The organism is Natroniella sp. ANB-PHB2 (genome assembly GCF_046097105.1).
Taxonomy (GTDB): Bacteria; Bacillota; Halanaerobiia; order Halobacteroidales; family Halobacteroidaceae; genus Natroniella.
Map to the genome: position 1 here is coordinate 1,092,520 of NZ_CP175562.1, position 25,804 is coordinate 1,118,323.

A 25,804-nucleotide genomic window follows, 5' to 3' on the forward strand; every position below is an offset into this window, starting at 1 on the left:
ATCAAACTCAAAACCCGATCTCCTCAATCTCATCCCAAGCCAACTCCAGTTCAAGATCTTCCTCCCCTAACTCTACTCGCAGAGCTTCTTCTCCATGGCAGATCGGTCTATATTCACAGTACCGACAGCTCTTCTCATTCTCAGTAGCATAGAATTGATCATGACTTAATGCCTTAATTTCAGCTATCAGATTTTTTATCCGAGCTTCATCCCGTTCAAACTGCCATTGACTATAATTAAGAGGTTCATAATCTTTAGGAAAACGAGGATTCCAATAAATTAGAGTAATATCATCAGGATTCCACTCTACTCCAGGAGCATATTGACCTCCTGCCTTACAGATTAAGTACCTATAAACTACCGTTTGGAGGCTATTACGCCAATATTCAACCCGTGGCTGTTGCTTATAGGTCTTCCAATCATAAATAATACCTTGACCTTCCTTGCTAATATATAATAGATCATATTTACCCATCAACTTAACTCCAGCACCATTAAAGCGTAACTCCTGCTCTGAATAAAATCTTTCTTGATCATTATAGGGTCTAAATTCAACTAATTGAGCAAGCCAATTTTGCATCTGCTCTGACAATAAACTGTCAGGATCAACTATTCGTCCTCGAGAATAATACCTTTCAGCCAATCTATGAAATTCTTGACCTAGTTTGAAGATCTCCTTATCTTCTTGATCCTGACTCCAATCACTAGGCCAAAATAACCCCTCAAGATAACGCCTTTTAAACTTCAATTTACAAGTATCATAAGTCTTTAAAGCTGAAGCACTGAAATAAAGATCATCTAAACTATTAGTCAACATACTCTGCTCGCTCCTTCATAATATACTTTTCTAAAACTTTAAAGGTTTGGCTAGCCCCAATATCATTAAATTTAGTTCCATTCCAATTCTTCCGTTTTTGATAAGAACTTAGAACCAACCTCTTTTTAGCTCTAGTAATTGCAACATATAATAAGCGTAATCGCTCACCAATCACATCGACCTTCGCTTTAAAGACTGGATCTTTTGTTGTTGTCTTGGCTAACTTCTCATCTAATTCAGCCTTAGCAACTGCCACTGGATTCGATTGCTGCTTAGCTAAATACCACTGCTCCCCACGAAAACTATCACCTAAAGTAGTCTGGTATTCATCAGCTACTAGTGAAGTTACAAAGACAGTATCCCATTCTAAACCTTTAGCCTTATGAGCAGTTAAGACGGTTATTACCCCAGCTTGAGCTTCAAATCCTTTAGTATCATACAGTTTTTTGGCCAATCGGTTAAAAGAAGGCTTCAAAACTGATAATTGATCAACTATATCAGCTAGCCGCCAGCCAGGATTGGCCCGTAGTTCATCTTTAAAATAGAGAGCAATCCCTTGGGCCAATGCTAAAGTATCATCCTTTAATCCTAACTCCTCTGCTAAAAAGAGTATCAATTCATCTGCTGACAACTCCAAACTGGCCTCTAACCAATACCGAATCTGATCTAAAGCCTCTTGTAAAACAGTATATAACTGACTATTATTAAATAGCTCCTCTGGTAACTCTATGGGAGCTAACTGGCCACCAATTGGATAGAGAATTTCGGCCACTGAATACTCTTTAAGCAAACAATCGACTGCTTCCAATTCAACCTCCGCAAATTGCTCCAGAAATAAACTTTTTAATAATTTATCTAATTGTCCTTGTTGATGAGGCCGGGCCAAATAACTGACAGCATCTTCTAAATGCTCAATCGTACGAGCCTGCTTTTGACTGATTCCACCTACTTCTACAAAAGGAGCATCTTCTTGCTTTAACAGCTCTACTAACTCCTCTTGAGTATAACCATTAGGCACTAAGATAGCTAATGTTTCATCTGGATCGCTTTCAAGCTGTCTAATAGCCTTTTTAACAGTCAATTCCATCTCTTCAACTCTAGTTTCATACTTTTTACTAGAGATGCCATAAGCATCTAATTTAGGGTTAGGATACGGATCATCCTCTGTTACTGTTTGGATTAGTTGGCGCTCTAATGCCTGCTGACAGTCTGGTACTGGATGCTTCTTTCGAGTCCAGCTTACTAAATAATTTGCTAAATCTATAATCTGTTCTGTACTTCTACTTGAAGCCAAGATTGCCCCCCGCTTAACATCATCTCGTCGACAAAAATCTCTAAATAGATCCGGTTCAGCTAAGGTAAAAGTCCCCATGATTGATTGATTGGAGTCACCAACTCGAACTAAATTCCCATGATCTGCGGCCAATAAATAGAGCATCTTCTGTTGAATAAGATTTGAATCTTGAGCTTCATCTTCAAAGATATAGCCCCATCTTTGCTGTAAGCGGTTACGAAGTATTTCATCTTCATTTAGTAAACGCCAAGCATTGACGATTAAATCATTAAAATCAAGCAAACCATTACTAGCCAACTCTTGAGCATAATCAAGATATACTTCACAGACCCAAGCCAAATAAGATTGAGCTGATAATTTATTACGCAACTTTTTTACCTGACTTCTATCTAAACCATTACTTTTTAGCTGACCAATCATCGTCTTTACTAAACCAGGAAATGCCTTCTCCTGCCAATTCTCAGCTCCAATTGAATGCCACTTAGTATTAGGAGGCCGATCAATAACTCTTTCCCAGCGGGAACGATTCTTGCTTAGCCACCTTTGAGCTAAACGATCAATAATTCTTTGTTGTTCATTCTCATCTAAAACCTTAAACTCATCATTGATTAATAGATAATCAGGCCGCTCTTTTAAGATCCCCATTGCTAAAGAATGGAGTGTCTTAACCTCATAACCCCAGCCTTTAGGCAGACCTTTTGGTTCTAAAAATTTATCAATTCGGCTACGAAAATTAGCTACAGCTGAATTCATATAGGTTACAATCAAGATCTTGCTTGAATCTAAGTAACCCTCTGCAATCAAATCAGCTGCTAAATAAGCTAAGGTAAAGGTCTTACCTGCTCCCGGTACCGCTGGTACAGCCATCATTCCCGAACGGTATTCCCCTACCTCCTGCTGTCCTCCAGCTCGTAATTCAACATCTTTAAAGTCGATCACTACAATCCCTCCTTGTCTTCAACTGTACATTGTATTCTGTGCATTTGTTCCTTAATTTTCCCTCTGGGTTCTTTGAACCCTTCGTTATGAAAAAATCCGCTCTTAGATTTTTTCTATCCACTGTGCTAACTGTCCTGTCTGCTCCCAGCCTCTACTATTTAAATCACTATCAGCTATATAAAGCCCTTCCTTGACCTTACTGAGCATACTCTGCAAATAATTTGCTAATTGCTCCTTCCGTAAAGACTGATCTATGAGATCATTCCACTCTAACTCCTCCTCTTCTTTAGATAATAGATGCGGATTACTCAACTCCTTACTACTTCCTAATAACCATAATTCACTAGACAGATCAAGTAAAAATAAATAATCAACATCTTCTAGATAGGAAAAAGAGAGAAAGGTATAAGGCGTAGCTACGATAACCTGATCTTCTAGATCCTCTGGTCGATAAAGTAGCTCTGCTGCCAAAGTTCCTTCATTGATCATCTCAATAAATCTAGCCCCTAAATCACGTTCTTCAAAATCTTTAAACTTAGCCATTACTTCCTTAAATTTAACAAATGACTTAATCAACTGCCGACAGGCCAACATATCATCTTCATCAGGGACTAAAGAAGATAATAGATTCCCAAAGGCTGCTCTAAAGAAATATTCCAATTGAAAATCATTCTTTCGTTGATTAAACAACCAATCTCGAAAAACTTCATACTTCTCAGCTCTCTGGAAGCCAAGTTTGGCCCGTAAACCACTCTGCTCAAGATCAGGTAACCTTAAATCATTCTCTTTAATCTTCTCAGCTAATAATGAACTCCGTACTGGATCAAACTCCAAGATCAAATTTAAAGTTTGAAATAAAGCAGACTGACTAACATCTAACCCCCAATCTGGCTTAGTTAAGACTGTTAAAACAACTAAGGCTTGAGCAAAAGGATTATCAAGCAACAATCTGTTTTTTGTCAAGCTAAGCAATGAATAATCCTCTTGCTTAAGATATTTACTAAGAGTAAAATCTAATACCTTGTCTGGATAAGGAGTAATTAGAGCAATCCGATTAGCTTCAACACCAGCTTGAAGTAATTCAATTACCTCACAAGCAACCTCTGCTATCATATCCCCCCGTAGTTCAGTTCGAATCTGTTGCTGAATAAAACCAGTTGAGTCTATCTCTCCATCAGCTGAAATTCCCTCAGCTAACTGCCGGGCCAACTCTCTTGCATTTTCAGAAGCAGTATAAGACCCTTCTAACTCTACTTGCTCACAGTTATCCACAAACCTCTCTCTAGCCAATTCTGGTGCCGAACCAAAGAATTTACCCAAACTAGTCTCAGGATTAAAGGCTAAATAACTATCATCAACTACCTCCATTAACTTCATAACCAATTCCTGACCAGCAGGTGTCATCCGCTCTAGATCATCAACAATTACATAATTATAACGTTCAACTAAGCTTTGATAGTATTCTCTGTTAGGTAATAAATACTGATTATAAAGCTCTACCAATAAAGAGTAATCGAGACAACGCCGTTCTAAACATAATCGCCGAAAGCCCTTCATCACTTTCAATGCCACTTGATAAGCCTCTTCCTTATCCTGATCACCGCCTGCTGAAATCAAGAGTCGATCTTTAGCCTCAGTCAGTGATAGACCATTTAAAGCAGCATGATTTAGATTATCAATCAACTGTACTGCAATCTGTTGCATAGTGGATTTAACATCTATAAAGTAGCCCTTTTCCCGCTCTTTTTCTACTAACTTACTCATTAAATAATGAGCTGGTTCAACAGTCATAAATAGTGGCTCTAAAACCTTACGCCCCCCTACTAACTCTTCTTCAATCAGATCCCAATATCTTTTGAGCTCTTGTTGTAAAAAACTAAAATAACTATAAATATGTAATGAACCAATAGATTCTAAATCGATCTTTCTACGCCAATCTCTAACACTGGTCGCATCATTGAGCAAAACAAGACAGTCATCAGTACTAGCCTGTTGAGCAATTTCTTTATATTTCTGATATAACTTTGTCGTCTTACCAGAGCCTGTTGGCCCGACATAGATCGTTTCCATAACTAACCCCCATTTATCTTAATAATATTTTTTATTATTTGCTAATTCTTAATGATTAATACATACTATCCCACTTCTAGATTTCTTATAATAATTCCTACTATTTTCTTGATTGAAATAGATTTGTTTTGTTTTATTGATTTTGGTCATAAGTGACTAGTTTACAACAAACTATTTCTTTTTGTTCAAATTTATCATATTCCATGGATACTCTATTCTTTCAAGGCGGTTGTATTAATAGTGATAACTGATAATAATCATTACTTTTTTAATTCTTCAACAATAACTCATCATATATATCTTCCCCATTCACATCTAACACCTGAGTTTCTTGATAATTCTTAAAACTTAAATAAGCAACACTAATTAATAAAACTAAACATGCTCCTATAAGTAATAACAACTTTTTATTTTTAATCATCGCTATTTCTATTCCTCCTTAATATGGAAAACACATATTAAATCTATTTCTTCTAGTTGGTAAGAACATAGCATCACTCCAATAAATATTATGCTCTAGCTCAAGTCTAGTCGGTTTTAATCCTTCTGGAACTTCAAATATAACTCTATCATCTGGATCAGCTAATGGATTAGTAGAGTAACCATCATTAAATACCGAAGCTGGTCCACTTTTAATAGTACCTTCATGTAATCTTTCAGATCTATATAACATTTCTAATCCATATTTATCTTGTACATATAAATTTATCTTTCTTAGCATCTCAACATTAGGACTTTTTATATCTATATGATCCCAAACTTTTATATCAGTTCTATCTTCATAAAATTTAACATCTGCTCCAAATCTAGCATTATATGTTATAGCTCCAGGTAAAATAGCATTGAATTTTTCTCCAGGTCCTCCTATCCCGACTGCATCAAATTCTAAACTACTAAGTCTAGGACTATAAATTGAATAGCCATCTTCCTTTATTCTCATACCTTCTATGCTACTTTTAGTCCAATCAGGTAGGATATGATTTAATTGATTATATTCTTCACCATTGGCTGTAATATTAATTTGTGGTTCATTAAAATCACTTTCATCTGTTCCACAAACAGAGAATCTGTATCGCCTGTTGACATACCTGCTGCTTCTCTTATTTCCCCAGCTTTAAGTAACTGTAACCCCAACGGATCAACATAATTAACTGGATCGCCACCTACATACTGATACCAATTCAACCCATCCTGAATCGGATCAACTGTCAGCCATCTCATACTCCTTGGATTATAATAGCGATAAGCAAAAGAATGTAACCCTAACTCCACTTCATGCCGTTTCCCAGTAAAGCCAAAAGGATTACTCCTTCTTGAATTCTGCTGAAATCTACCTTCGTAAGGATTACCATAAACATCATAATTATAGTTTTCTACAATTTTATCATTCTTTCCTTTTATTTTTAATTTAAAAATTCCTGCCTAATATTAGACAGGAACTAAATTTTTAGTTATTATAATAAAATAATTAACCAACTTTTCAAATAACTCTCCTTTAAAATGTGTTTTCCTAATATAGCTCCAACTACTAGCAAATAATTCTATTATAGTAAAACCTATCCCTCTTTTTCTATTTTGAAGTTTTACTTTTTATCTAAATTATTATCTTTCCCAAATCTTTTAATATATTTGATAGAGAACCAAATAATAGCTATTATTAACCATATTACCAAATTAGTTTCAGAATCAAATTTTGACAATGAAAATCTACCAAGAAGATGTAATATTAAAACAACTGGTAAAGTAAAAGTCATTAATCTTTTTACTAAATTAAATTTTTCCTTAGAATCGTCAGACTCATCAATTTGATCCAATAAACCTTTTTTAACCATCACTTCTTTTACTTCATTATATAACTCATAAAATGTATCTCCACCTAAATCCTCATAATTAATACTTGGTTTTAAATTTTCTAAAATTTTATAAGCTCTTTTTATATTATTACTTTTGTATTCATACTTAGCCTCAGTAAATAAAACCAACTTATCATTGCCATATTTTTTCTTTAATTTTTTTAATAATTTTTTAGCCTCAGTCAAATCATCCAATTCTAAATATACAGAAATTATACCACTTAAAGTCTCCTTTTCATCATATCCAAAATCTAAAGCTTTATTAAGATTTTTTAAAGCCTCATTGTAATTACCCAGCTTATAATTTACAATTCCTAAACTGAATAATGCTTCTTCACTTTTGGGATTTATATTTAAAATCTTTTTTAAATATTTTTTAGCAAGTTTAAAATTAGCAGCTCGTAAATTAATACTTGCAACCATAAATAAAACTAATTCATCATTTTGATCTTCATTTTTTAAAATTTCTAAAGCGTCATTATATCTTTTTAATTCACCTAAAATGTTTGCCTTATTAAATACTAAAATTAATCTTTCTTCTTCAGATGGAGCTAATTCTATTGCTTTATCTAAATGCTTTATAGTTTTATCTTCTTTGTCTAATTTAAAATTAATGTCAACTAATAATTTTTCAGTTTTTAAGTCTGGATTATCAATATCGATTGCTATCTTTTCTGCTATATTTAACATCCCTAAAAAAACTAATAACTTAGATAAGTAATATCTTAATTTATTAATAAATTCATTCACTTTTCTAACCTCCATTTATTACAACCTTAAAAATTTAAACAAAGGGTAATGTCAGTATTACCCTTTGTTTATTTCTATCATGCCACTTGCTACTTTTCTTCTTTACTGTCTTCTGTTAAATCAATATAACTATTCATTATATAATCTTTTACTTCAGGATGGTGGATATATCCTTCAACTTCTCTCACTAAATCTTCTATAGAATTAACAGAATCCATAATTTCTATCGTTTCTTCTAGCAACATAGGAGTTTGTGCTGTCCCAGGCTTACCAACAACCATAGATACAGTTGCTATACCTATTGTTCCTACAGTACTAGTTGCTATTCCACCTCCTAATTTATTAGCAACAACTCCCATATTATCTACTACTGTTGATGTAGCTGGACCTAAAGCTTGTATATACGATTTTCCTACAGTTATCAGATTCAAATTATCTCTAACTGTCTTTTGAAATGCTTTGCGTGTACCCATTATAGTTGGTTTATACTTCTTTAAATTCATACCAGAATCAAGTATTGTTTTGACACCTGTACCTATAGCTACTGACTTTGCAGCTCCTCGAGCTCTATCAACCATAACTTCTGCTACATCTACAGTATCTTCTTCATTTATTTTTCCACTTTCATTTAATAACTCACGAGCTCCTGTTCCTCCAATTCTTAATAACCCTAAAGGATCAATATAATTAATCGGATCTCCACCTACATACTGATACCAATTTAATCCATCTTGAATCGGGTCAACTGTTAACCATCTCATTGAGCGTGGATTATAATGTCGATAGGCAAAAGAATGTAATCCTAACTCTACTTCATGCCTTTTACCAGTAAATCCAAAAGGATTACTCCTTCTATGATTTTATTCAAATCTTCCTTGGTAAGGATATCCATAGTCATCATAATTATACCTTTCTACAACCTCACCATTTCTTCCTGTTGTCTTTCTAACTGAATTCAATCTATAAATAGTTATCTAAATAAAAGACTATCCACTGCAAGTGAATAGCCCTATACTTTAATAAATATGTTCTTCATAATCTGTCCTTATAATACAATCACATTCCTTCTGCCAATCTAATATCCACTTAATCTTCCATAAAAAAGAACCTGCTGCAAATAAAGCCATCCATCCTGCTATTGTACTTAACCAATCTCCATGAGGCATTAATATCCTACTTCTTTGTATTACAACAGCCAAAGGAACTCCAATAGGAATAAGAAGTTCATCTATCTTTTCTTTAATTTTTGAAGTGGAGAGATTAGGCCAAGCCATAGGAATTATATTTATCTTTCTATTTTCTAAATCTATCTTTTTCCTTTCTACTCCTCTCTCTATAAATATTTTTTTCTTCTTTTTAATATTTATATAACCTAATAAAATACTTATAGTACTACCTAAAATAATCAAACTTAGACTCTGGCCATAAACATAAGCAGAAATTACAAGTATAATACTTATCCCTAAAAATAAGGATAACTGATTAAATATATACCAAAATGCTTTAGTTTTATTGACTATTGTCATAACAATAATAATCAGCTGAACTAATAAAATTGTTAGATTAAATATGTTAGATTTCTCTTGAAAATATATCCCTATGGTAAGTAATAACATTACTAAAAACATTAAAACTAACGGCCAAAAGATTAATTTAAAAATTAAACCTATTTCTTCTTTATTTAATTTCACTATAATCCCCCTTAAAATAACCTCATCTTTAAAGATGAGGTTACAAATTTTATTTTAATAAAGATTAGATGTTAAATATTTTCTCACTTTCATTAGTTAGATGAATAATATTGGGCATATCCAGATCCTGCTTTTCCATATTTGCCACTTGGCTTCCTATTACCACCTAGATATGGATTTGGCTTAATAGAAGTCTGTCCTCCATGACTACCACCATCAGATATATTTACTACTAAATTTCTAAATCTTTCTTTTGTTTCATACCTTTCTTCAAAATTTGTAATTCTTCTATCTATGAATAATCCACCTAAAACACCAAAATGAGGCTGCTTTGCCACAGTGCCCGCTACCGTTGAACCACCCACAACTAGACCACTAACTCCTGATCTAACCGCACTATAAGTAACATCTGCAATAAATTCTGGACTCTCCCAATCCTTACCTCTAACTGCATAATCGGCAACTTCTAAAGCAGCTCCTAATTGTGCTGAACTTTTCATACCGCTCATAATATTCCCATCACTAAAATCACCTGTTCTCATTTTTTCTCCAATATCTTTAACTGTTAAAACATTCGAAACAGGACCACTTATCCCATCTTGGGTTGGATCGTATTGGCTTATACTACTTATAACTTCACTTTCATCTTCTCCACAAGCAGTAGAATCTGTATTATCTAACATACCTGCTGCTTCTCTTATTTCCCCAGCTTTAAGTAACTGTAATCCTAACGGATCCACATAATTAACCGGATCGCCACCTACATACTGATACCAGTTTAATCCATCCTGAATCGGATCAACTGTCAACCAACGCATTGAACGTGGATTATAATGGCGATAAGCAAAGGAGTGAATTCCAAGCTCTACCTCATGTCTCTTACCAGTAAATCCAAAAGGATTACTCCTTCTATGATTTTGTTCAAATCTTCCTTGGTAAGGATATCCATAGGCATCATAATTATATCTTTCTACAACCTCACCATTTCTTCCTGTTGTCTTTCTAACTGAATTCAATCTATCCTGATGATAAAAGTAAACATCTCTAAGTGGCTCTCTTCTATTTCTACCCCAAGCATTACCTTGATCTGGTCGTTCATTATTATGCATTGCTACTAAACTGCCATTGCCGTAGTAATACTCATTAATTCTTTGTAATCTACCTGTTACAAAAGGATTTCCTGTCTTTTGGCCTTGGCCAGGGTGATCATCTCTAATTGCTTCTAGTCTATACTCTGCTAAGATATCTACCCCTAAGCCATCATAGATATAATGCTCTACTTCCTTTTTGATACCTGAAAAGGCCTCTATATCTTTGGTTACCTTTCGATTTAAGGCATCATACTGGTATTCAATCTCTCCAAAGAATGGTGTACCTCCACCGTGGAAATGAGGAACTCTATTATTTTTAACACTAGTCAGTCTGTTTTCATAATTATACTCATACTGGGCATAAAGACCATCTAAATCCTCTCTGATTAAATTCCCATTCTTATCATATTGATAGCTTCTATTTCCAGCTTGAGTAAGTTGATTACTTTCATTATATTCGTAATTAATTTGGCCCCAGCCATTTTGCTTACTGACTACATTACCACTTGGGTCATATTCAAATTTTTCTCGCCAGAAACCTTGATTTCTTAAATTAGATCTCCCTCCACCATCACTAATCTCTTGGTATAAATCTTCTATTTGATTTCTTTCTTGATAATCAAAACTTAAATTTCCTAAGAAAGGTAGGTCACCCTCATCCTGAGATAATATCAGTTCATCATCTCCTTGACTAGAAGAACCTAAAACATCCTGTACTTGCTCTTTTAATATAGATTCTTCTTCCCAAGTCATAGTATGATAAAAATCAAATACTATTCTTGTCGGATCTTTTACTCCTTCTTCTAAACCATAATGCCTTCTCTCCTTTAAATTCTCTGCCTTCTTTTTGTCATTAACTTTTTGTCATTAAAAGGATAATAGACATTTTCTATCCTTCCCACATCATCATATAAATCATCGGTTTCATTATTACATTCAATTCTTTTCCACCACTTTTATTATCTTATTTTGATAAATTAATTTTTCCTTCTTAATTAATTCCTCTTTCTAATTATCTTAAAATAATATAATATTAACCCTAAAATACTAAAAGAAAATAATATTAATGTCCATAAAAATTGTTCTCTTTTTTTTAATGAAGATGTTTGAGCATGAATAACAAATGGAATATTAACAAAAAAACCAATTAAATATAAATAATCAAATAAACTCATACTACTTCCATTAATCTCTTCTGCTTGAACAAATGAACTTGATATTACCATAAATAAAATTATTAATATCGATATTCTTTTCATTTTTTACCTCCAAAGAAAATTTCATCCCCTCTATATTAAATCTCAAAGAGGGGAGTGATTTTAATTATATAAAAAGTTTTAATCTTTTTTTAATTATTTGAAAAATTATTATATATATTTTAGTCTCACCCTTCTTCACATTCTTCATCTTCATAATTATTTTTCGGTTTATCAATAACCTTTCTTCCAAATCCTCCACCAACTCCTTTAGCATAGGAAACTTTAATATTTCCTACTGAATCAAAACTAACAGTACCGCCTACACCTATATAACCAATAGCTTCTGCATAAATTTCTTCTTTCTCATCTTCAAAAGTTTTAATACCAATAGTTTGTTCAACAAAGTATGCTTTTCCACCTATGCTAATATCCATCTCTCTACCAGTTGGTTTTGAAGTTTCAAAACCAACCAATGATACAATCGAATATCCAACTTCTTTATTAGAAGTATATTTTAATTTAACTAACTCCCCTTCATATCCTGATCCTCTTTCTTTTTTCTTGAAATTGAAAGCACTTGCTTCAAAAGAACCTATCTTTATTTTATTTCCTTTACGTTTTTCTCTTAATCCGTGTTCAATTAACGATTCACCTACTCGCACATTAAATAACCCTAAAGGATCAACATAATTAACAGGATCGCCACCTACATACTGATACCAATTCAAACCATCCTGAATCGGATCTACTGTCAGCCATCTCATGCTTCTTGGATTATAATGCCGATAAGCAAAAGAATGAACTCCTAACTCTACCTCATGTCTCTTACCAGTAAATCCAAAAGGATTACTCCTTCTGTGATTTTGTTCAAATCTTCCTTGGTAAGGATATCCATAGGCATCATAATTATATCTTTCTACAACCTCACCATTTCTTCCTGTTGTCTTTCTAACTGAATTCAATCTATCCTGATGATAAAAGTAAACATCTCTAAGTGGCTCTCTTCTATTTCTACCCCAGGCATTACCTTGATTTGGTCTATGAAAGTGCTTCATTAACAGCAAAACTAAATATTAGAAATAAACTATATTCCTTTTAATCTTAGCTAGAACAACCTTCAAATTTCAAACAATAATTCTCTCTCGTAAACAATACTTCTATTTAAAATAAAAAGAAATGACCTCAATTTAACTTAATTTAAGATCATTTCTTTAAAATTAAACTTTTAATTTAACTTCTAATTGAATTTATTTATTCTTAATCATTACTAGACTTTTCATTCTTTTCCTCAAAAATACTATTGTATATTTTATTAGCCCCAGCCAAGATAGCAATTAATTCAAAAAACTTCAAACCTATTAAAGCTCCTATTATCATTAAAAAATATCCCCATACAAATTCCAGAAATTCACTAAATGTTCTAATTGACGATAATGAAGTGAATCCAACTAGTAAAATACCAAAACCGAACATAAATAAAAACGGCTTCATAAATTTCTTGAATTTTAATATTTTTAATAATAGATTTATTTTCTTCTTCATCTTTGCTCCCCTTTTTTATATTTATTAGAAATGATTTTATTTATTTTCTTGATAAACATTAAGATTAACTCTTACACCTAAAATCTTTTCTATTATACCCTCTCCTTTAAAATAATGATGTGTTCCATCACTATCGGTATAATTTAAACCTCCATCCATGTATCCACCTGCTCCTAAAGCTGACCCATATAATTCAGCTTTTATATTTATATCATTAAAAATTCTAAGTTTAGCATTCATACCTCCAGCAAATGTTGTTGCATGAGCACCACCTGAAATATTAAAACCGTCAACATTTTCTCCTTTAGTTAAATCTAATCCAAGACCAGTTTGAGCAACTACAGTCTGGGTATCTAAGCCAAAAGTAAATCCCCAAGACCTATCAGGGTCATCCCAATTAATTACATTAAAACCTGTGTTAATACCTCCTACTTCTGCTCGTACTCCCAAGTCATATAATTCAACCTCACCTCTTCCTACATTGGCCCAGACAAGGTCATCTGGATTTTCGGGATTAAGATCTGTTCCAAGCATTGTATGAGAATATTTTTGACTTATATTACTTGTAACATCACTTTCATCTGTTCCACAAACAGCAGAATCTGTATCGCCTGTTGACATACCTGCTGCTTCTCTTATTTCCCCAGCTTTAAGTAACTGTAACCCCAACGGATCAACATAATTAACTGGATCTCCACCAACATACTGATACCAATTTAACCCATCTTGAATCGGATCAACAGTCAACCATCTCATACTCCTTGGATTATAATGCCGATAAGCAAAAGAATGAACTCCTAACTCTACCTCATGTCTCTTACCAGTAAATCCAAAAGGATTACTCCTTCTGTGATTTTGTTCAAATCTTCCTTGGTAAGGATATCCATAGGCATCATAATTATATCTTTCTACAACCTCACCATTTCTTCCTGTTGTCTTTCTAACTGAATTCAATCTATCCTGATGATAAAAGTAAACATCTCTAAGTGGCTCTCTTCTATTTCTACCCCAAGCATTACCTTGGTCTGGTCGTTCATTATTATGCATTGCTACTAAACTGCCATTGCCGTAGTAATACTCATTAATTCTTTGTAATCTACCTGTTACAAAAGGATTTCCTGTCTTTTGGCCTTGGCCAGGGTGATCATCTCTAATTGCTTCTAGTCTATACTCTGCTAAGATATCTACCCCTAAGCCATCATAGATATAATGCTCTACTTCCTTTTTGATACCTGAAAAGGCCTCTATATCTTTGGTTACCTTTCGATTTAAGGCATCATACTGGTATTCAATCTCTCCAAAGAATGGTGTACCTCCACCGTGGAAATGAGGAACTCTATTATTTTTAACACTAGTCAGTCTGTTTTCATAATTATACTCATACTGGGCATAAAGACCATCTAAATCCTCTCTGATTAAATTACCATTCTTATCATATTGATAGCTTCTATTTCCAGCTTGAGTAAGTTGGTTATTCTCATTATATTCGTAATTAATTTGGCCCCAGCCATTTTGCTTACTGACTACATTACCACTTGGGTCATATTCAAATTTTTCTCGCCAGAAACCTTGATTTGATAGATTTAAGTTTGCACCACCGATCTCTTGTTGTAAATCTTTTATCTCATTTCTATCTTCATAATCAAGATTTAAATCATCTACAAATGATGTAGCATTTTCTGCTTGTGATAAAATTAAATCTTGATTACTTTCCATCACTTGTGGCATTCCTTCTACTTCTTCTGTTTCTAAAGTACTCTGTAATTGTTCTTTTAATTTAGACTCTTCATCCCAAGTCATATTATGATAAAAATCAAGTTCTATCTCTGCTGGATCTTTAATTTCATTCTCTAAGCCAAAGTGTTTTCTCTCTTTTAAATCCTCTGCCTTCTTCTTATCATTAAAAGGATAGTAGACATTTTCTACTCTGCCTATCTTATCGTACTGATATGCTCTTAACTCACCATCATTATTAGCTTTAAGGGTCTGTTGGCCTTTGGTATTATAAACATAAGCATAAGAGTCAATCGTCTTATTTCTATGCTTATCCCAATGGACTATACTTTCTACTTGGCCACGAGGAGTATAATTATAACTTGTTCCTGTATCATTAGCATTAACCTTTTCTACTATTCGATGTAGTTGATCGTATTCATATTTCACATCTCCACCGTCAGGAAATTCTACCCTACTTAAACGATTAATTTCATCGTAGTGATAATTAACTTCTCGTTGGCTGTTTCCTCTTCCATATCATTCCATAAATACAGGTTGCCATCTTCTCCACCAATGATTAAATCTACCCTTCCACTATCATCATAATCAAAACCAACTGGCGAAGCTGTAGGTATAAAGTCTAAAGCTAAAGGAAACTCTCTTGAAACTTGACTACCACTATTTCTTAAAATATTGAGATAATAATCATTATCATCCTTAGTAATAACAGCTATCTCTTTAAAGCCATGTCGGTCATTATTAACATTCACCATCGTTGGTGAAGTAGTTACATACCCCTTTAACTCTTTAGGAAAATTTCTAACATTAGTCCGATCTAAATTCCAAAGATGCAATCTACCATCAAAAGAACTGACAGCAATCTTTTCTCCTGGCAATCCCCCTGTCTCACCTACAGCTGGCTTGAAACTGGCCAATGCTGCTGTGGTGAGTAAGGGGTTGATTATCATTAAAGATACTAGTAATAAAACTAAATATCTATTTTTTATAACATGCATGCTCTTTCTAGCCTCCTTTTTGCTAAAAAACAATTATAATTGAATTAGCCTTAATCATCCTGAAATCCAATAATATATAAATCCAACCACAAATATTATATTACTAAAAATAATCAGCATAATCATATATCGCTTAGGTGTTCCACTCCACGCTCCACGTGCTATAATACCTACATTCATTATTATTAATAACAAAACCAAAGGTATCAACATATCAATCATTAGTAGTTTTCCTCCCATTCAAGTTTAAATTCATCAATAAATTGTCTAAGCTCATTCAGAGCATTTCTATTATAACTCCACCCTTTAAAACTATCCCAATAATCAACATCTATCCTAACTTGACCTGTATCTAATAAATGTTGCATTTGAGTTTCTACCAATGGTGTTAAAGCAATAAGTTTCTCTTTATTGTAACCTCTTACCAAACCAAAACGTTGAATTGCTAATTCAACTTCTTTAGTATCAGTAATTGATTCCTTATAAAAAGAATAAAAAGTTAATCCTGATCCAGCTACATTAGATATTATACTCAAATTAGTTAAATAACTTGATTGACTAAAAAAACTTCTAAATTGTTCACTTCCAATAATATCTATCCCCAAATCCATAGAATTTGTAGATAATTTTTGCAATGAACTTTGATTTAAATCATAAGCACCAAGTAAACTATTTAAACCATCATATAAAAATCCACCTGCTGGAATAAAACCATAAGCTGCTCTTACAAGTCTGTCAGTTCTAGTATCAGCTCTATAAGAATAAAAATCACCACTTCTCAATAAATAAGCTAACCCATCAGGATCAACATACTTTAAAGGATTATTAGCAGTATAAACAAACCAATTCCATCCATCTTGAGCAGGATCTTCAGTAATAAATCTCCCCAATTCTGGATCATAAAATCTAGCTCCATAATAATAAAGACCAGTCGTCCCATCAAACTCTTTACCTGTAAAACGATAACTATCATTAATTTCCCCTTCACTTCTAATCAAATTGCCAAAAGGGGCATATTTATAGCGTACTAACTCACTACCTTCTTCATCTGTAACTACCGATGTACTACCCAAAATATCATTAACCACATACCTTAACTGATTATCCTCATCCAACACAGCCAGTCTACCTTGATTACCATAGATAAATAACTGAATATCATCAGCTTCATTTCTTTCTTCTAAGACTTGTTGGCCTTTTCCATATAAGTAATAAGTCTTCTCCAAACCAGTATCCTTCATCACTCGCCAGCCTTTGTTATTGTAAGCAAAGTTGACTTGATTACTTGCACCAGTTAGTTTGTTGCTAATCTCAATCTCTCTTAATTGATTTCGTAAGTCATACTTATAGCTTGTCTCTTCTATAACTTCATTCCCTCTTATCAACTCTTTACTTAAGACACTACCATTATCATTATAGTCATATTCGTAATAAGAGTAAGGACTAAGCTGATAATTAAGCAGTTGATTATTATCTTGGTTATAATCATACTCATAATGATATTGATTTTCTGAGGATGTATCATGCCGATAAATCAACTCTTTTCGATTACCGATTGGATCGTACTCAAAATAACTCTTCTTATTACCTGGATAATCGACTTCAGTCAATCTATCTAAATCATCATATAGATAACCTGGCTCTTCTCCAAAAGTCCCTACTGTCTTACTTCGATTACCAATTCTATCATATTCATAATCTTTACTGAATAATAGTTCTTCATCATTAGTTGCTTCTATAAACTCTAAACGCTGCCTACTATCATAGCCAAACTCTGACTGAATGACTTCATTACCATAAATAATCTCTTCTACTGCTCCATTTTCATTATACCGATAACTAGCAATCTCTTTATTACCACCTTCATATTCCAATTCTATCCCTGTTCGCAAACCCCGTAAGTCGTAATCATAATTGACTACCCTTTCTGAAGGATAGACTATTGACTCTAATAAACCTTGACTATTATAATCATATTCGCTTGTCCAAGTTTCCCCAGCCTCTTCTAAAGTCCTACTTACCTTATTAACCCTATTAAACTTATCATAACTATATTCTACTTTGTCCCCATCATCGATGATGCTAGTCTGATTACCCAAGCCATTAACTACATCTTCATCATAATTATAAATAATCTTATCTTGATCTGTATCAATCAGATAATCAGCATCTTTATCTGTAGAGTACTCCATCTTAATCAACCTATGTAAGTTATCATGCTTTAATTCGACCACTTCACCATTTTTGCTTACTTTTTCTATTAAATTTCCTACATTATCATAAATAAATTCTTCTCTAGTATCATCAGGATACTCAATCTTTAAAATATCACCTCGTTCGTTATATTTATAATTGAATATCTGATCTGTTAGACTAGTAATCCTAGTTAAATTGCCAAGGTTATCATATTCAAATTCTGCTACTTCATAAGGCTCAAATACTCCATCCTCATCTCGCTGATAGCGGATACTCCTTAATGCCCTACCATCAGGATCAAGATAATGTCTACTTCTAGCTCCTTCTTCATTAGTTATCGTTTTTGCTAAGATGAAATACTTAATCCCATTCTGCTTAATTATCTGATACGAATAATCGATTTGAACATTTGTTCCATCTGGATGATCAACTCTAGTTCTTCTTCCTAATGAATCATATTCATGATAAGTCTTATTCTCTCCTGTAAAGTCACTCTCCCATTTCAACTCTTGATTAACCTTTACTCTCTCTTCAATTAACCAACCTAAACCATTATATATTTTCTCAGTTACTTGATTTTGACTTGTATCATTTCCTACCCCATGAAAGATAGTTCTTTTTTTGTTGATACCATTTTTTAGAAGTTCCAATCCATACTTGTTACATAACTTAATTGAATAAAGCCGATCTGGTTACTTACACCAGTAAGTTTGTTAGAAATTAATTAGTAAAGATACAGCGATATCTTTAAAAGTTTTCCAATTTTATACTATCATACAATTTAATTTAACTCCAACCAAAAAAATCAATTTTAATCATTTCTCCCCTGTGCCTTATCCTTTCCTTCACCTAAAAAGAATGCTTTAAGATAGTCAATCGGTGGCTGCTCAGAGATATACAGACTCCCATCGGTATCAAGTAAAGCCAATAAGACCTCACTTATCTCCAAATCCCTTTCTGAAATTTCAGTTTCCAACCATTCCATATCTAATCCTACAGCCTCTAATTTACCTGTATTAATTTCACCATCAATAATCAGTGGCACAGGAATTCCCTCATAATTACTCTTCAACTCTAAATCAGTCGGAGTGACAGGTCGAGCTTTTGATTTAGGAATTACAGATAATTGGCCATTTGGTTCTAAAATTGCAAATTCGATATCATGTAGCCGTCGATAGCCTTGATTACGCAAGCCAGCCATCAATTGATTTAAATTAACTTGGTTTTTGATTAAATTCTCCTTAACAATCCGGCCATTTCGTACCAATAGATCAGGCTGTCCACCCACAATACCCTTTAAAGGGTTACTCAAGGTGCTGACACTGATCAGAGTATGAAGCAAAGCAAGGATTATTAAAGCTATCAGCCCATTTAAAATAGGAACTTCTCTGTTAACTATCAAAGCACCTGAAGCAGAACCCATGATCATCATTACTACTAGATCATAGGGCTTTTGTTGAAAGGTAAGTCCTTTTCCTAGTAACCGCAGTATTAATACAGAACCAGTATAAAAAAGAAAGGCTCTAAGTGCTATAGGCATAATTACAACTCCTTTTTAAAATAAGAAACTTTTAATATTATTTACTTTGAGCAGTCATCTAATACTCGATAAATAAAGTTGCCTAATAACAACTTTATAGCTATCAGCTATGAGTCATCAGCCACCAGCTACATCAATTAAAATCTTCAAGACTCAACTATTTCTCGACCATCAAAAAATTTAAAATCAATATAAAAAAAACTCAGGGCCAACGTTGGCCCTGAGTTCAAATTAGAATAACCCTTGATAGTCACTCTGTACAATTTTGGTTAATAATTTAATACCATTTTCTAAATCTGTTAAATCAATCATCTCCGATGGTGAATGGACATAACGCCCAGGAATTGAAATCGCCCCTGCAATTGCACCTTCTCTAGACAACTGCATTCTACCAGTATCGGTTCCACCTCTATCTAACACCTCAAGCTGATAAGGTATCTCATTCTCCTCAGCTAGATCAATCATTAATTTCTTTAGTTGGGGATTAACCAATACCGATCTATCCTTGACCTTAATCGCTGGCCCTTCACCTAAAGAAACTGCCATTCGCTTAGCTTCAGGGGTATCACCAGTTAAGGTCAGATCAACTGCAATCCCTACATCAGGATTAATTTCATAAGATGAAGTAATAGCACCTCGAGTACCAACCTCTTCTTGAACGGTAAAGACAAAGTATGTATCAAAAGTTGGCTGCTCTGTTAATTGCTTGATCGTCTCAATCAAGACAGCACAACCTGCCCGATCATCTAATCCCTTAGCAACAAATCTGTTTTCTACCAGATCGAGCTGACGATAATAAGTAGCAGTATCACCGATTTTGACCTTCTCTTCTGCTTCCTCCTGACTAGTAGCTCCGATATCAACATACAGCTTATCATGCTTTAACTTGCTAATATCATCCAATTTACCTTCTTTATCGATCACACCTATCGTTTCTCCATTGAACAGTACCCTCTCCCCCAATAAATTATAAGGAGAAACTCCTCCTACATTAGAAAAACGAATAAATCCATCTTCTTCAATATGGGTAGCAATCAATCCAATCTCATCCATATGAGCTGCTAACATCACCTTTTTAGAATCATCTTGCCCCTTTTTAAGAGCAATCAGATTACCCATTGTGTCAACCTCAATTTGATCTAGTTGATCTTCTATCTCTTCGCGAATTAACTCTCGTACTGCAAGCTCATCCCCTGACGGGCCAAAAGTCTCTACTAACCTCTTAATTAACTCCTTCATCTGTCAGACCTCCCTCTTCCATCTCTTCGCAAAATTTAGTCAGCAATTCAACTGTTGCCCGATAATCATTTAAGTTAAGCAGTGAAGCTGGTGAATGGATATACCGGCAAGGCATTGAAATAACTGCTGTCCGAATCCCTTCCTTAGTTAAATGAAGTGCCCCAGCATCAGTTCCTGCCCTAGTCAACTTTCTGAATTGATAAGAAATCTTATTTTCTTTAGCTACCTCAATCAGTTTGTTAACTACAGCTTGGCTAGGGATCAATGAACTATCTTGAACTGTCAAAGCTGGGCCAGCTCCTAGTTGAGTAGAATAACCTGCTTCCTTACTATCAGGCACATCAGAAGCTGAAGTTCCCTCTACTACTAAGGCAAGATCAGGATCAAGATCATAAGCAACTACACTTGCTCCCCGCAGACCAATCTCCTCTTGAACAGTAAACGTAGCAATAATAGAAAGTTGATGCTCTTGCTGTAAAAGCTCAACCAATGCTGCACATCCAACCCGATCATCAAAGGCCTTACCTGTAACAGTATCAGTACCCAATTGCTTAAACTCAGTAGCAAAAGTAGCCATCATTCCCAACTCAACCAACTTTTCAGACTCCTCTTTCCCTTTGGCTCCAATATCTATGTACAACTCTCCATAATCAAGCGGCTTTTTTCGCTCCTCAGGTTCTTGGAGATGAATTGCTTTCGCTCCAATAACCCCTGGAGTCTTCTCCGGGCCAACGACAACCTCTTTCGAGACTAAGATTCTTTTATCAATCCCACCAATCGGCTTAAACTTCAGCAGTCCATCATCTGTAATATCTGTAATCATCAATCCAATCTCATCCATATGAGCTGCTAATAATATCGTTGGTTGCTCTGGATCAGCTTCTTTAAAAGCAACTAAATTGCCCAAAGCATCAGTCTCAATCCGATCAACATCATCCTTAATCTCTGCTCTAATTAAATCTCTTACTTCAGCTTCACGCCCTGAAACTCCAACTGCCTCTGATAATTGCTTTAAAAACATCTTAATCCCTCCACAAATTCTCCTTCTAACTCTCTAAGCAACTGGGCCAACAATCTAGCCCCTCGCTTAATATCATTTAAGCTGACTGTCTCTACTGAAGTATGCATATACCGTAACGGAATAGATAAAACAGCAGTTGGAATCCCACTTTTAGTAACCTGAATTGCATAAGCATCAGTCCCCCGTGGTGATGGAGAAGCATCAAGTTGATAATCTAACTCTATCTCATCTGCTACTTCTTTTAACTTATCAACTAATTGGGGATGAATATGCGGGCCAAAACTGAGTGCTGGCCCTGCTCCCAACTCAACAGCTTCATCTTGATTGACACCAGACATCAATCCATGACAGACATCAACTGCAATTCCAATATCGGGTACAACACCATAAGTACTCGTCGTGGCTCCTCTAACTCCTACCTCCTCTTGTACAGTAGCTACCGCATAAAGATCAACTTGATGTTTCATCTTAGCTAGCTCCTTTAATGTTTCTAATAAAAGCAAGACACCTGCCCGATCATCTAAGGCCTTACCTGCCACTCGATCATTTTCTAGAGTTAAAAGGTTCCGTTGTAGTGAAATAATATCACCGACTCTAACCTTCTTTTTAACATCAGCTTCAGTTAAACCTAGATCAATATACATCTTTTCTATATCAAATGATTTTTTCTGCTCCTCTTCATCTTGCAAATGAGGTGACTTAGCTCCAATTATCCCTTGCAACTCTTTCCTTCCATGAACAATTACCTCTTGTCCTACTAATGTTCTTTGATCGACACCACCAACCGTAGTAAAACGTAAAAAACCTCCTTCTTCAATTTCAGTAACCATCAATCCTATCTCATCTAAATGAGCTGCTAACAACACCTTATATTCTTGTTGGCTCTCACCTGCTTTATAAGCTAGCAGATTACCTAATTTATCAAATTCAATCTGGTCAACATATGGTTCAAATAACTGAGCTACCTGTTGGCCCAATTCCTTTTCATAGCCTGAGACACCGGTAGCTTCTGATAGCTCCTTTAGTACTTCTTTAGTCTCCATTCTTCTACCTCCCTATAGAACAACTTGCATATTATTGATATTAAGTGTCAGTAGTCTGTCTCTGTGTCAGTGAAGACCACCACCTTTAAACCTCTTAAACAAACCATATCTACAGACACTGACACATATTTGTAAATTAGTAGTTCCAGCTTTTAACTTTTAGTTTTAACTATTCATCATTAAATATTCAATATTAATTGAATTAAAAGCGATGCCCTACTCCTAACTGTAGATTAATCGAACTGCGATCATCTAAATAACCAATAAAACCCGCCTTCAAATCAAGCTTCTGATTTAAATTGGTTCTAACACCTAGATCATACATTAGTGATAAATTACCTCTTCGTGTCGTCAGGTTCAATTCATAAAGCCCTAATAGTTCATTAGTTAGCCCTCGTTGACCATTAATCCCAACAAATGGATCACTATCAGCTAATCCTGCTAATAGTGCAAGGTTATTATCAAACTGATATTTAATTCCTAAACGAGTAAAAGATGTTCCTACCTTTGCTGTCAACCCTAATTCAGAATTCAAACCATAATCTCCTCCAAGGCTAAAACCATGATCACTGATCAACATCGCATTCATTGAACCTTGCTCTGCCCTTACAGTTGGCCCGCTTAAAGCCCATGCAGCCTGCGAAAAAGTAATTAGACAACATACTAATAAAAAGACCAACAAACCTTTCTTCATCATTATTGTCTCCTTTCAATAATTGATTTCTTAATTTTTAGTTATTCAATATTAATTATTAGATTCCAACTACATTTATAACTACCACTGTTAGATATTCAATACTAAATCTTAATTCCCTTCTTATCAGAACTATCCAACACTAAAAAGAATATGATATAAACTAATTTAAACTTGCTTTAATTATTTAACTGCCCTTTCAAACTTCTTCTATCTGTACTTCAAATAACTTATCATCAACCTTAACCTTAAAGCATTTAGTTTTCTTAGCTTCAACAGTAAGCCACTCTTTAAGCTGAGTTATTCTCTTTTCCTTCTTCATCAACTCCTGTTGAGCTTCTAAAACTCCTATTTCCTCAAAACTCAAGGCATCCCCAGGCTTAGCTTGAGCCACTTTAGGTAGATCCACACTAATTACATTTGCTATTTTAGCATAACCTCCAGTTGTTTGATGATCAGCTAACATAATAATTGGCTGACCATCACCAGATACCTGAATCGCTCCTAAAGCTATTCCATCTGAAATAATATCAGCTCCATTATTATACTCTAAGGTTGGCCCAGCTAATCTACACCCCATCCGGTCGGATTGATTGGTCAGTTGATATTCGCTTTCAAAAAAAGTATTTAAACCCTTCTCAGTAAAGTAATCATCCTGCGGGCCAACGATAACTCGAACTAATCTATCAGTTAAATAATCCTCTACTAACTCCTCTGGTAACTCTTTATTCAAACAGATATTTTGCTCAACTTCACTCTTAGCTAAGCTGAGTTCATCCCCCTGTTTAAGCTTTCTTCCTTTAAACCCTCCTAGCTCACCACGCAAATATGTCGACTTACTACCCATTACCTCTGGTACATCTATCCCCCCTCTAATTGCAATATAACTTCTTAAGCCTGATTTTAATCCTTTAAAAGATAATCTACTCCCCTTACTCACCTTCACTGCTTGCCAGCTAGGAATCTCTTCTCCATCAAGGTGAGGATTCATCTCCCCTCCAGTAATAGCAATTACAGTTTCAACTTCAAACTGAATTGTTGGCCCTAAAAATGTCGCTTCAATTGCTGCTGCCCCTTCTAAATTACCTACTAATATATTAGCTAGCCTAAAAGCATAACGATCTACAGCTCCTGTCTTTGGCATTCCATACTTTAAATAGCCACATCTTCCTAAATCTTGAATTGTAGTCATTGGCCCTGGCTTTAAAATCATTAATTCCCTCATTTATTCTAACCTCCTAATCTGGCACTTTATTGATATATGCTTAAGTTTAAGTAAGGAATAAAAGTCCTTATGTTTTTAACGGTTGACTCAGACTTAACCTCAACCTTAAACTTAAGTTATTTTGTAATCAACCTCAATCTGATAGTTACCAGCTTCTATTGCAGTAGCTATCTTTTGGTATTCATTTTCAGTTATCGCCTCAAACTTAATATAGTTTCCACTCTCTATTTCTGCTAAGATTGGTTTATCTCGATAAGGAGCAAACAATTTCACAGGTGTTCTTCCTATAAGCTGCCAGCCTCCTGGACTTTCAATCGGATAAATCCCTGTCTGATTATCAGCAATTCCTACACTTCCAGCTGGAATCTCAATTCGTGGCTCATCTAAACGAGGAGTAGCTATCTGCTCTGTTAGCCCTCCTAAATAAACAAAACCAGGCGTAAAGCCTAACATATAAATTAAATACATTGCTTCAGAATGAAGTTCAATTACCTCCTCAGAAGTCAAACCATTAACTCGAGCTACATGCTCTAAGTCTGGCCCTCCTTCTCCACCATATAATATTGGAATCTTAACTACTTTTGGTTGAGGCAGTTCAATCTCTTCTATATCTTCTTCTAACCTTTTTAAATTTTCAATTAATAGTTCACGTTTTATAGTTAAAGGATCGTAAATTACCAACAATGATCTATAAGTAGGAATCACTTCCTCAACACCTTTAAACTCTTTTTTCTCAATCGCCAAAATAAGATTTCTTATCTTCTTATTTATCTTCTCAGAAATTTGGTTGCCTATCTCAACTACAAGAGCCTTATCCCCTGCATCTAAGTATTTAGTCTTATTATACATTATCTCCCCTCCTTTAGCT

General features: G+C 34.5%; 23 protein-coding genes and 1 pseudogene. All 24 read right to left on the bottom strand.

Annotation, left to right across the window (positions count from 1 at the left end; genetic code table 11):
• Window positions 1–7: 7 nt before the first annotated feature.
• The 24 genes and pseudogenes from ACKF5P_RS05495 to pxpB all read right to left on the bottom strand — a co-directional run bounded on the left by ACKF5P_RS05495 (window position 8) and on the right by pxpB (window position 25,785).
• A complete protein-coding gene (locus ACKF5P_RS05495) occupies window positions 8–817 on the bottom strand; it encodes a PD-(D/E)XK nuclease family protein (protein ID WP_408956489.1) in 810 nt (269 codons plus the stop codon).
• On the bottom strand, window positions 807–3,050 hold the full coding sequence (locus ACKF5P_RS05500; RefSeq protein WP_408956490.1) for an ATP-dependent helicase: 2,244 nt from the start codon (window positions 3,048–3,050) through the stop codon (window positions 807–809). The genes ACKF5P_RS05495 and ACKF5P_RS05500 overlap by 11 nt, the downstream gene beginning before the upstream one ends.
• 102 nt (window positions 3,051–3,152) lie before the next feature.
• A complete protein-coding gene (locus tag ACKF5P_RS05505) occupies window positions 3,153–5,120 on the bottom strand; it encodes a hypothetical protein (protein WP_408956491.1) in 1,968 nt (655 codons plus the stop codon).
• A gap of 268 nt (window positions 5,121–5,388) precedes the next feature.
• The gene (locus ACKF5P_RS05510) at window positions 5,389–5,541 is read right to left on the bottom strand and encodes a hypothetical protein (RefSeq protein WP_408956492.1); all 153 of its coding nucleotides are present in this window, start codon (window positions 5,539–5,541) and stop codon (window positions 5,389–5,391) included.
• An 18-nt stretch (window positions 5,542–5,559) separates the two neighbouring features.
• Window positions 5,560–6,060, bottom strand: coding sequence for a hypothetical protein (locus ACKF5P_RS05515; protein ID WP_408956493.1), 501 nt, complete (start codon window positions 6,058–6,060; stop codon window positions 5,560–5,562).
• A 41-nt stretch (window positions 6,061–6,101) separates the two neighbouring features.
• Window positions 6,102–6,536 carry an RHS repeat domain-containing protein gene (locus ACKF5P_RS05520; RefSeq protein WP_408956627.1) on the bottom strand — a complete coding sequence of 145 codons (435 nt, stop codon included), beginning with the start codon at window positions 6,534–6,536 and terminating at the stop codon, window positions 6,102–6,104.
• A 167-nt stretch (window positions 6,537–6,703) separates the two neighbouring features.
• Entirely contained in the window at window positions 6,704–7,723 is a 1,020-nt protein-coding gene (locus ACKF5P_RS05525; RefSeq protein WP_408956494.1) for a tetratricopeptide repeat protein, read from the bottom strand.
• Between the two features lie 89 nt (window positions 7,724–7,812).
• Window positions 7,813–8,559 (bottom strand): annotated as a pseudogene (locus ACKF5P_RS05530) (RHS repeat-associated core domain-containing protein); the annotation flags it as partial.
• A gap of 180 nt (window positions 8,560–8,739) precedes the next feature.
• The gene (locus ACKF5P_RS05535; protein ID WP_408956495.1) at window positions 8,740–9,414 is read right to left on the bottom strand and encodes a hypothetical protein; all 675 of its coding nucleotides are present in this window, start codon (window positions 9,412–9,414) and stop codon (window positions 8,740–8,742) included.
• Window positions 9,415–9,506: 92 nt separating this feature from the next.
• On the bottom strand, window positions 9,507–11,258 hold the full coding sequence (locus ACKF5P_RS05540; protein ID WP_408956496.1) for an RHS repeat domain-containing protein: 1,752 nt from the start codon (window positions 11,256–11,258) through the stop codon (window positions 9,507–9,509).
• A gap of 242 nt (window positions 11,259–11,500) precedes the next feature.
• Window positions 11,501–11,764: a hypothetical protein gene (locus ACKF5P_RS05545; protein WP_408956497.1), complete on the bottom strand. Its 264-nt coding sequence runs from the start codon at window positions 11,762–11,764 to the stop codon at window positions 11,501–11,503.
• 125 nt (window positions 11,765–11,889) lie between these two features.
• Window positions 11,890–12,759 carry an RHS repeat domain-containing protein gene (locus tag ACKF5P_RS05550; protein ID WP_408956498.1) on the bottom strand — a complete coding sequence of 290 codons (870 nt, stop codon included), beginning with the start codon at window positions 12,757–12,759 and terminating at the stop codon, window positions 11,890–11,892.
• Between the two features lie 202 nt (window positions 12,760–12,961).
• Window positions 12,962–13,246 carry a hypothetical protein gene (locus ACKF5P_RS05555; protein WP_408956499.1) on the bottom strand — a complete coding sequence of 95 codons (285 nt, stop codon included), beginning with the start codon at window positions 13,244–13,246 and terminating at the stop codon, window positions 12,962–12,964.
• A gap of 36 nt (window positions 13,247–13,282) precedes the next feature.
• Window positions 13,283–15,409 (bottom strand): RHS repeat-associated core domain-containing protein, encoded by a 2,127-nt coding sequence (locus tag ACKF5P_RS05560; protein WP_408956500.1) that lies wholly within the window; start codon window positions 15,407–15,409, stop codon window positions 13,283–13,285.
• A 29-nt stretch (window positions 15,410–15,438) separates the two neighbouring features.
• Window positions 15,439–15,978: a hypothetical protein gene (locus tag ACKF5P_RS05565; RefSeq protein WP_408956501.1), complete on the bottom strand. Its 540-nt coding sequence runs from the start codon at window positions 15,976–15,978 to the stop codon at window positions 15,439–15,441.
• A 54-nt stretch (window positions 15,979–16,032) separates the two neighbouring features.
• Complete coding sequence (locus ACKF5P_RS05570) at window positions 16,033–16,200, bottom strand: hypothetical protein (RefSeq protein ID WP_408956502.1); 168 nt, start codon at window positions 16,198–16,200, stop codon at window positions 16,033–16,035.
• Window positions 16,200–18,824 carry an RHS repeat domain-containing protein gene (locus ACKF5P_RS05575; protein ID WP_408956503.1) on the bottom strand — a complete coding sequence of 875 codons (2,625 nt, stop codon included), beginning with the start codon at window positions 18,822–18,824 and terminating at the stop codon, window positions 16,200–16,202. The genes ACKF5P_RS05570 and ACKF5P_RS05575 overlap by 1 nt, the downstream gene beginning before the upstream one ends.
• Before the next feature lie 161 nt (window positions 18,825–18,985).
• Window positions 18,986–19,714 carry a DUF421 domain-containing protein gene (locus ACKF5P_RS05580; RefSeq protein WP_408956504.1) on the bottom strand — a complete coding sequence of 243 codons (729 nt, stop codon included), beginning with the start codon at window positions 19,712–19,714 and terminating at the stop codon, window positions 18,986–18,988.
• A 231-nt stretch (window positions 19,715–19,945) separates the two neighbouring features.
• Entirely contained in the window at window positions 19,946–20,953 is a 1,008-nt protein-coding gene (locus tag ACKF5P_RS05585) for a M42 family metallopeptidase (protein WP_408956505.1), read from the bottom strand.
• The gene (locus ACKF5P_RS05590) at window positions 20,937–21,974 is read right to left on the bottom strand and encodes a M42 family metallopeptidase (RefSeq protein ID WP_408956506.1); all 1,038 of its coding nucleotides are present in this window, start codon (window positions 21,972–21,974) and stop codon (window positions 20,937–20,939) included. Before ACKF5P_RS05590 ends, ACKF5P_RS05585 begins: the two co-directional genes overlap by 17 nt.
• Window positions 21,965–23,017 carry a M42 family metallopeptidase gene (locus ACKF5P_RS05595; protein WP_408956507.1) on the bottom strand — a complete coding sequence of 351 codons (1,053 nt, stop codon included), beginning with the start codon at window positions 23,015–23,017 and terminating at the stop codon, window positions 21,965–21,967. Before ACKF5P_RS05595 ends, ACKF5P_RS05590 begins: the two co-directional genes overlap by 10 nt.
• A gap of 202 nt (window positions 23,018–23,219) precedes the next feature.
• A complete protein-coding gene (locus tag ACKF5P_RS05600; protein ID WP_408956508.1) occupies window positions 23,220–23,711 on the bottom strand; it encodes a hypothetical protein in 492 nt (163 codons plus the stop codon).
• 199 nt (window positions 23,712–23,910) lie between these two features.
• On the bottom strand, window positions 23,911–24,936 hold the full coding sequence (locus ACKF5P_RS05605) for a biotin-dependent carboxyltransferase family protein (protein WP_408956509.1): 1,026 nt from the start codon (window positions 24,934–24,936) through the stop codon (window positions 23,911–23,913).
• Between the two features lie 111 nt (window positions 24,937–25,047).
• Window positions 25,048–25,785, bottom strand: coding sequence for a 5-oxoprolinase subunit PxpB (gene pxpB / locus ACKF5P_RS05610; RefSeq protein WP_408956510.1), 738 nt, complete (start codon window positions 25,783–25,785; stop codon window positions 25,048–25,050).
• Window positions 25,786–25,804 lie beyond the last annotated feature (19 nt).

What these genes read in the sequence shown, in the direction of transcription:
- ACKF5P_RS05495 (WP_408956489.1), bottom strand. Translation starts at nt 817, where the DNA reads ATGTTGACTAATAGTTTAGATGATCTTTATTTCAGTGCTTCAGCTTTA.
- ACKF5P_RS05505 (WP_408956491.1), bottom strand. Translation starts at nt 5,120, where the DNA reads ATGGAAACGATCTATGTCGGGCCAACAGGCTCTGGTAAGACGACAAAG.
- ACKF5P_RS05510 (WP_408956492.1), bottom strand. Translation starts at nt 5,541, where the DNA reads ATGATTAAAAATAAAAAGTTGTTATTACTTATAGGAGCATGTTTAGTT.
- ACKF5P_RS05515 (WP_408956493.1), bottom strand. Translation starts at nt 6,060, where the DNA reads ATGAGAATAAAGGAAGATGGCTATTCAATTTATAGTCCTAGACTTAGT.
- ACKF5P_RS05540 (WP_408956496.1), bottom strand. Translation starts at nt 11,258, where the DNA reads ATGACTTGGGAAGAAGAATCTATATTAAAAGAGCAAGTACAGGATGTT.
- ACKF5P_RS05545 (WP_408956497.1), bottom strand. Translation starts at nt 11,764, where the DNA reads ATGAAAAGAATATCGATATTAATAATTTTATTTATGGTAATATCAAGT.
- ACKF5P_RS05550 (WP_408956498.1), bottom strand. Translation starts at nt 12,759, where the DNA reads ATGAAGCACTTTCATAGACCAAATCAAGGTAATGCCTGGGGTAGAAAT.
- ACKF5P_RS05555 (WP_408956499.1), bottom strand. Translation starts at nt 13,246, where the DNA reads ATGAAGAAGAAAATAAATCTATTATTAAAAATATTAAAATTCAAGAAA.
- ACKF5P_RS05565 (WP_408956501.1), bottom strand. Translation starts at nt 15,978, where the DNA reads ATGCATGTTATAAAAAATAGATATTTAGTTTTATTACTAGTATCTTTA.
- ACKF5P_RS05570 (WP_408956502.1), bottom strand. Translation starts at nt 16,200, where the DNA reads ATGATTGATATGTTGATACCTTTGGTTTTGTTATTAATAATAATGAAT.
- ACKF5P_RS05580 (WP_408956504.1), bottom strand. Translation starts at nt 19,714, where the DNA reads ATGCCTATAGCACTTAGAGCCTTTCTTTTTTATACTGGTTCTGTATTA.
- ACKF5P_RS05585 (WP_408956505.1), bottom strand. Translation starts at nt 20,953, where the DNA reads ATGAAGGAGTTAATTAAGAGGTTAGTAGAGACTTTTGGCCCGTCAGGG.
- ACKF5P_RS05590 (WP_408956506.1), bottom strand. Translation starts at nt 21,974, where the DNA reads ATGTTTTTAAAGCAATTATCAGAGGCAGTTGGAGTTTCAGGGCGTGAA.
- ACKF5P_RS05595 (WP_408956507.1), bottom strand. Translation starts at nt 23,017, where the DNA reads ATGGAGACTAAAGAAGTACTAAAGGAGCTATCAGAAGCTACCGGTGTC.
- ACKF5P_RS05600 (WP_408956508.1), bottom strand. Translation starts at nt 23,711, where the DNA reads ATGAAGAAAGGTTTGTTGGTCTTTTTATTAGTATGTTGTCTAATTACT.
- ACKF5P_RS05605 (WP_408956509.1), bottom strand. Translation starts at nt 24,936, where the DNA reads ATGAGGGAATTAATGATTTTAAAGCCAGGGCCAATGACTACAATTCAA.
- pxpB (WP_408956510.1), bottom strand. Translation starts at nt 25,785, where the DNA reads ATGTATAATAAGACTAAATACTTAGATGCAGGGGATAAGGCTCTTGTA.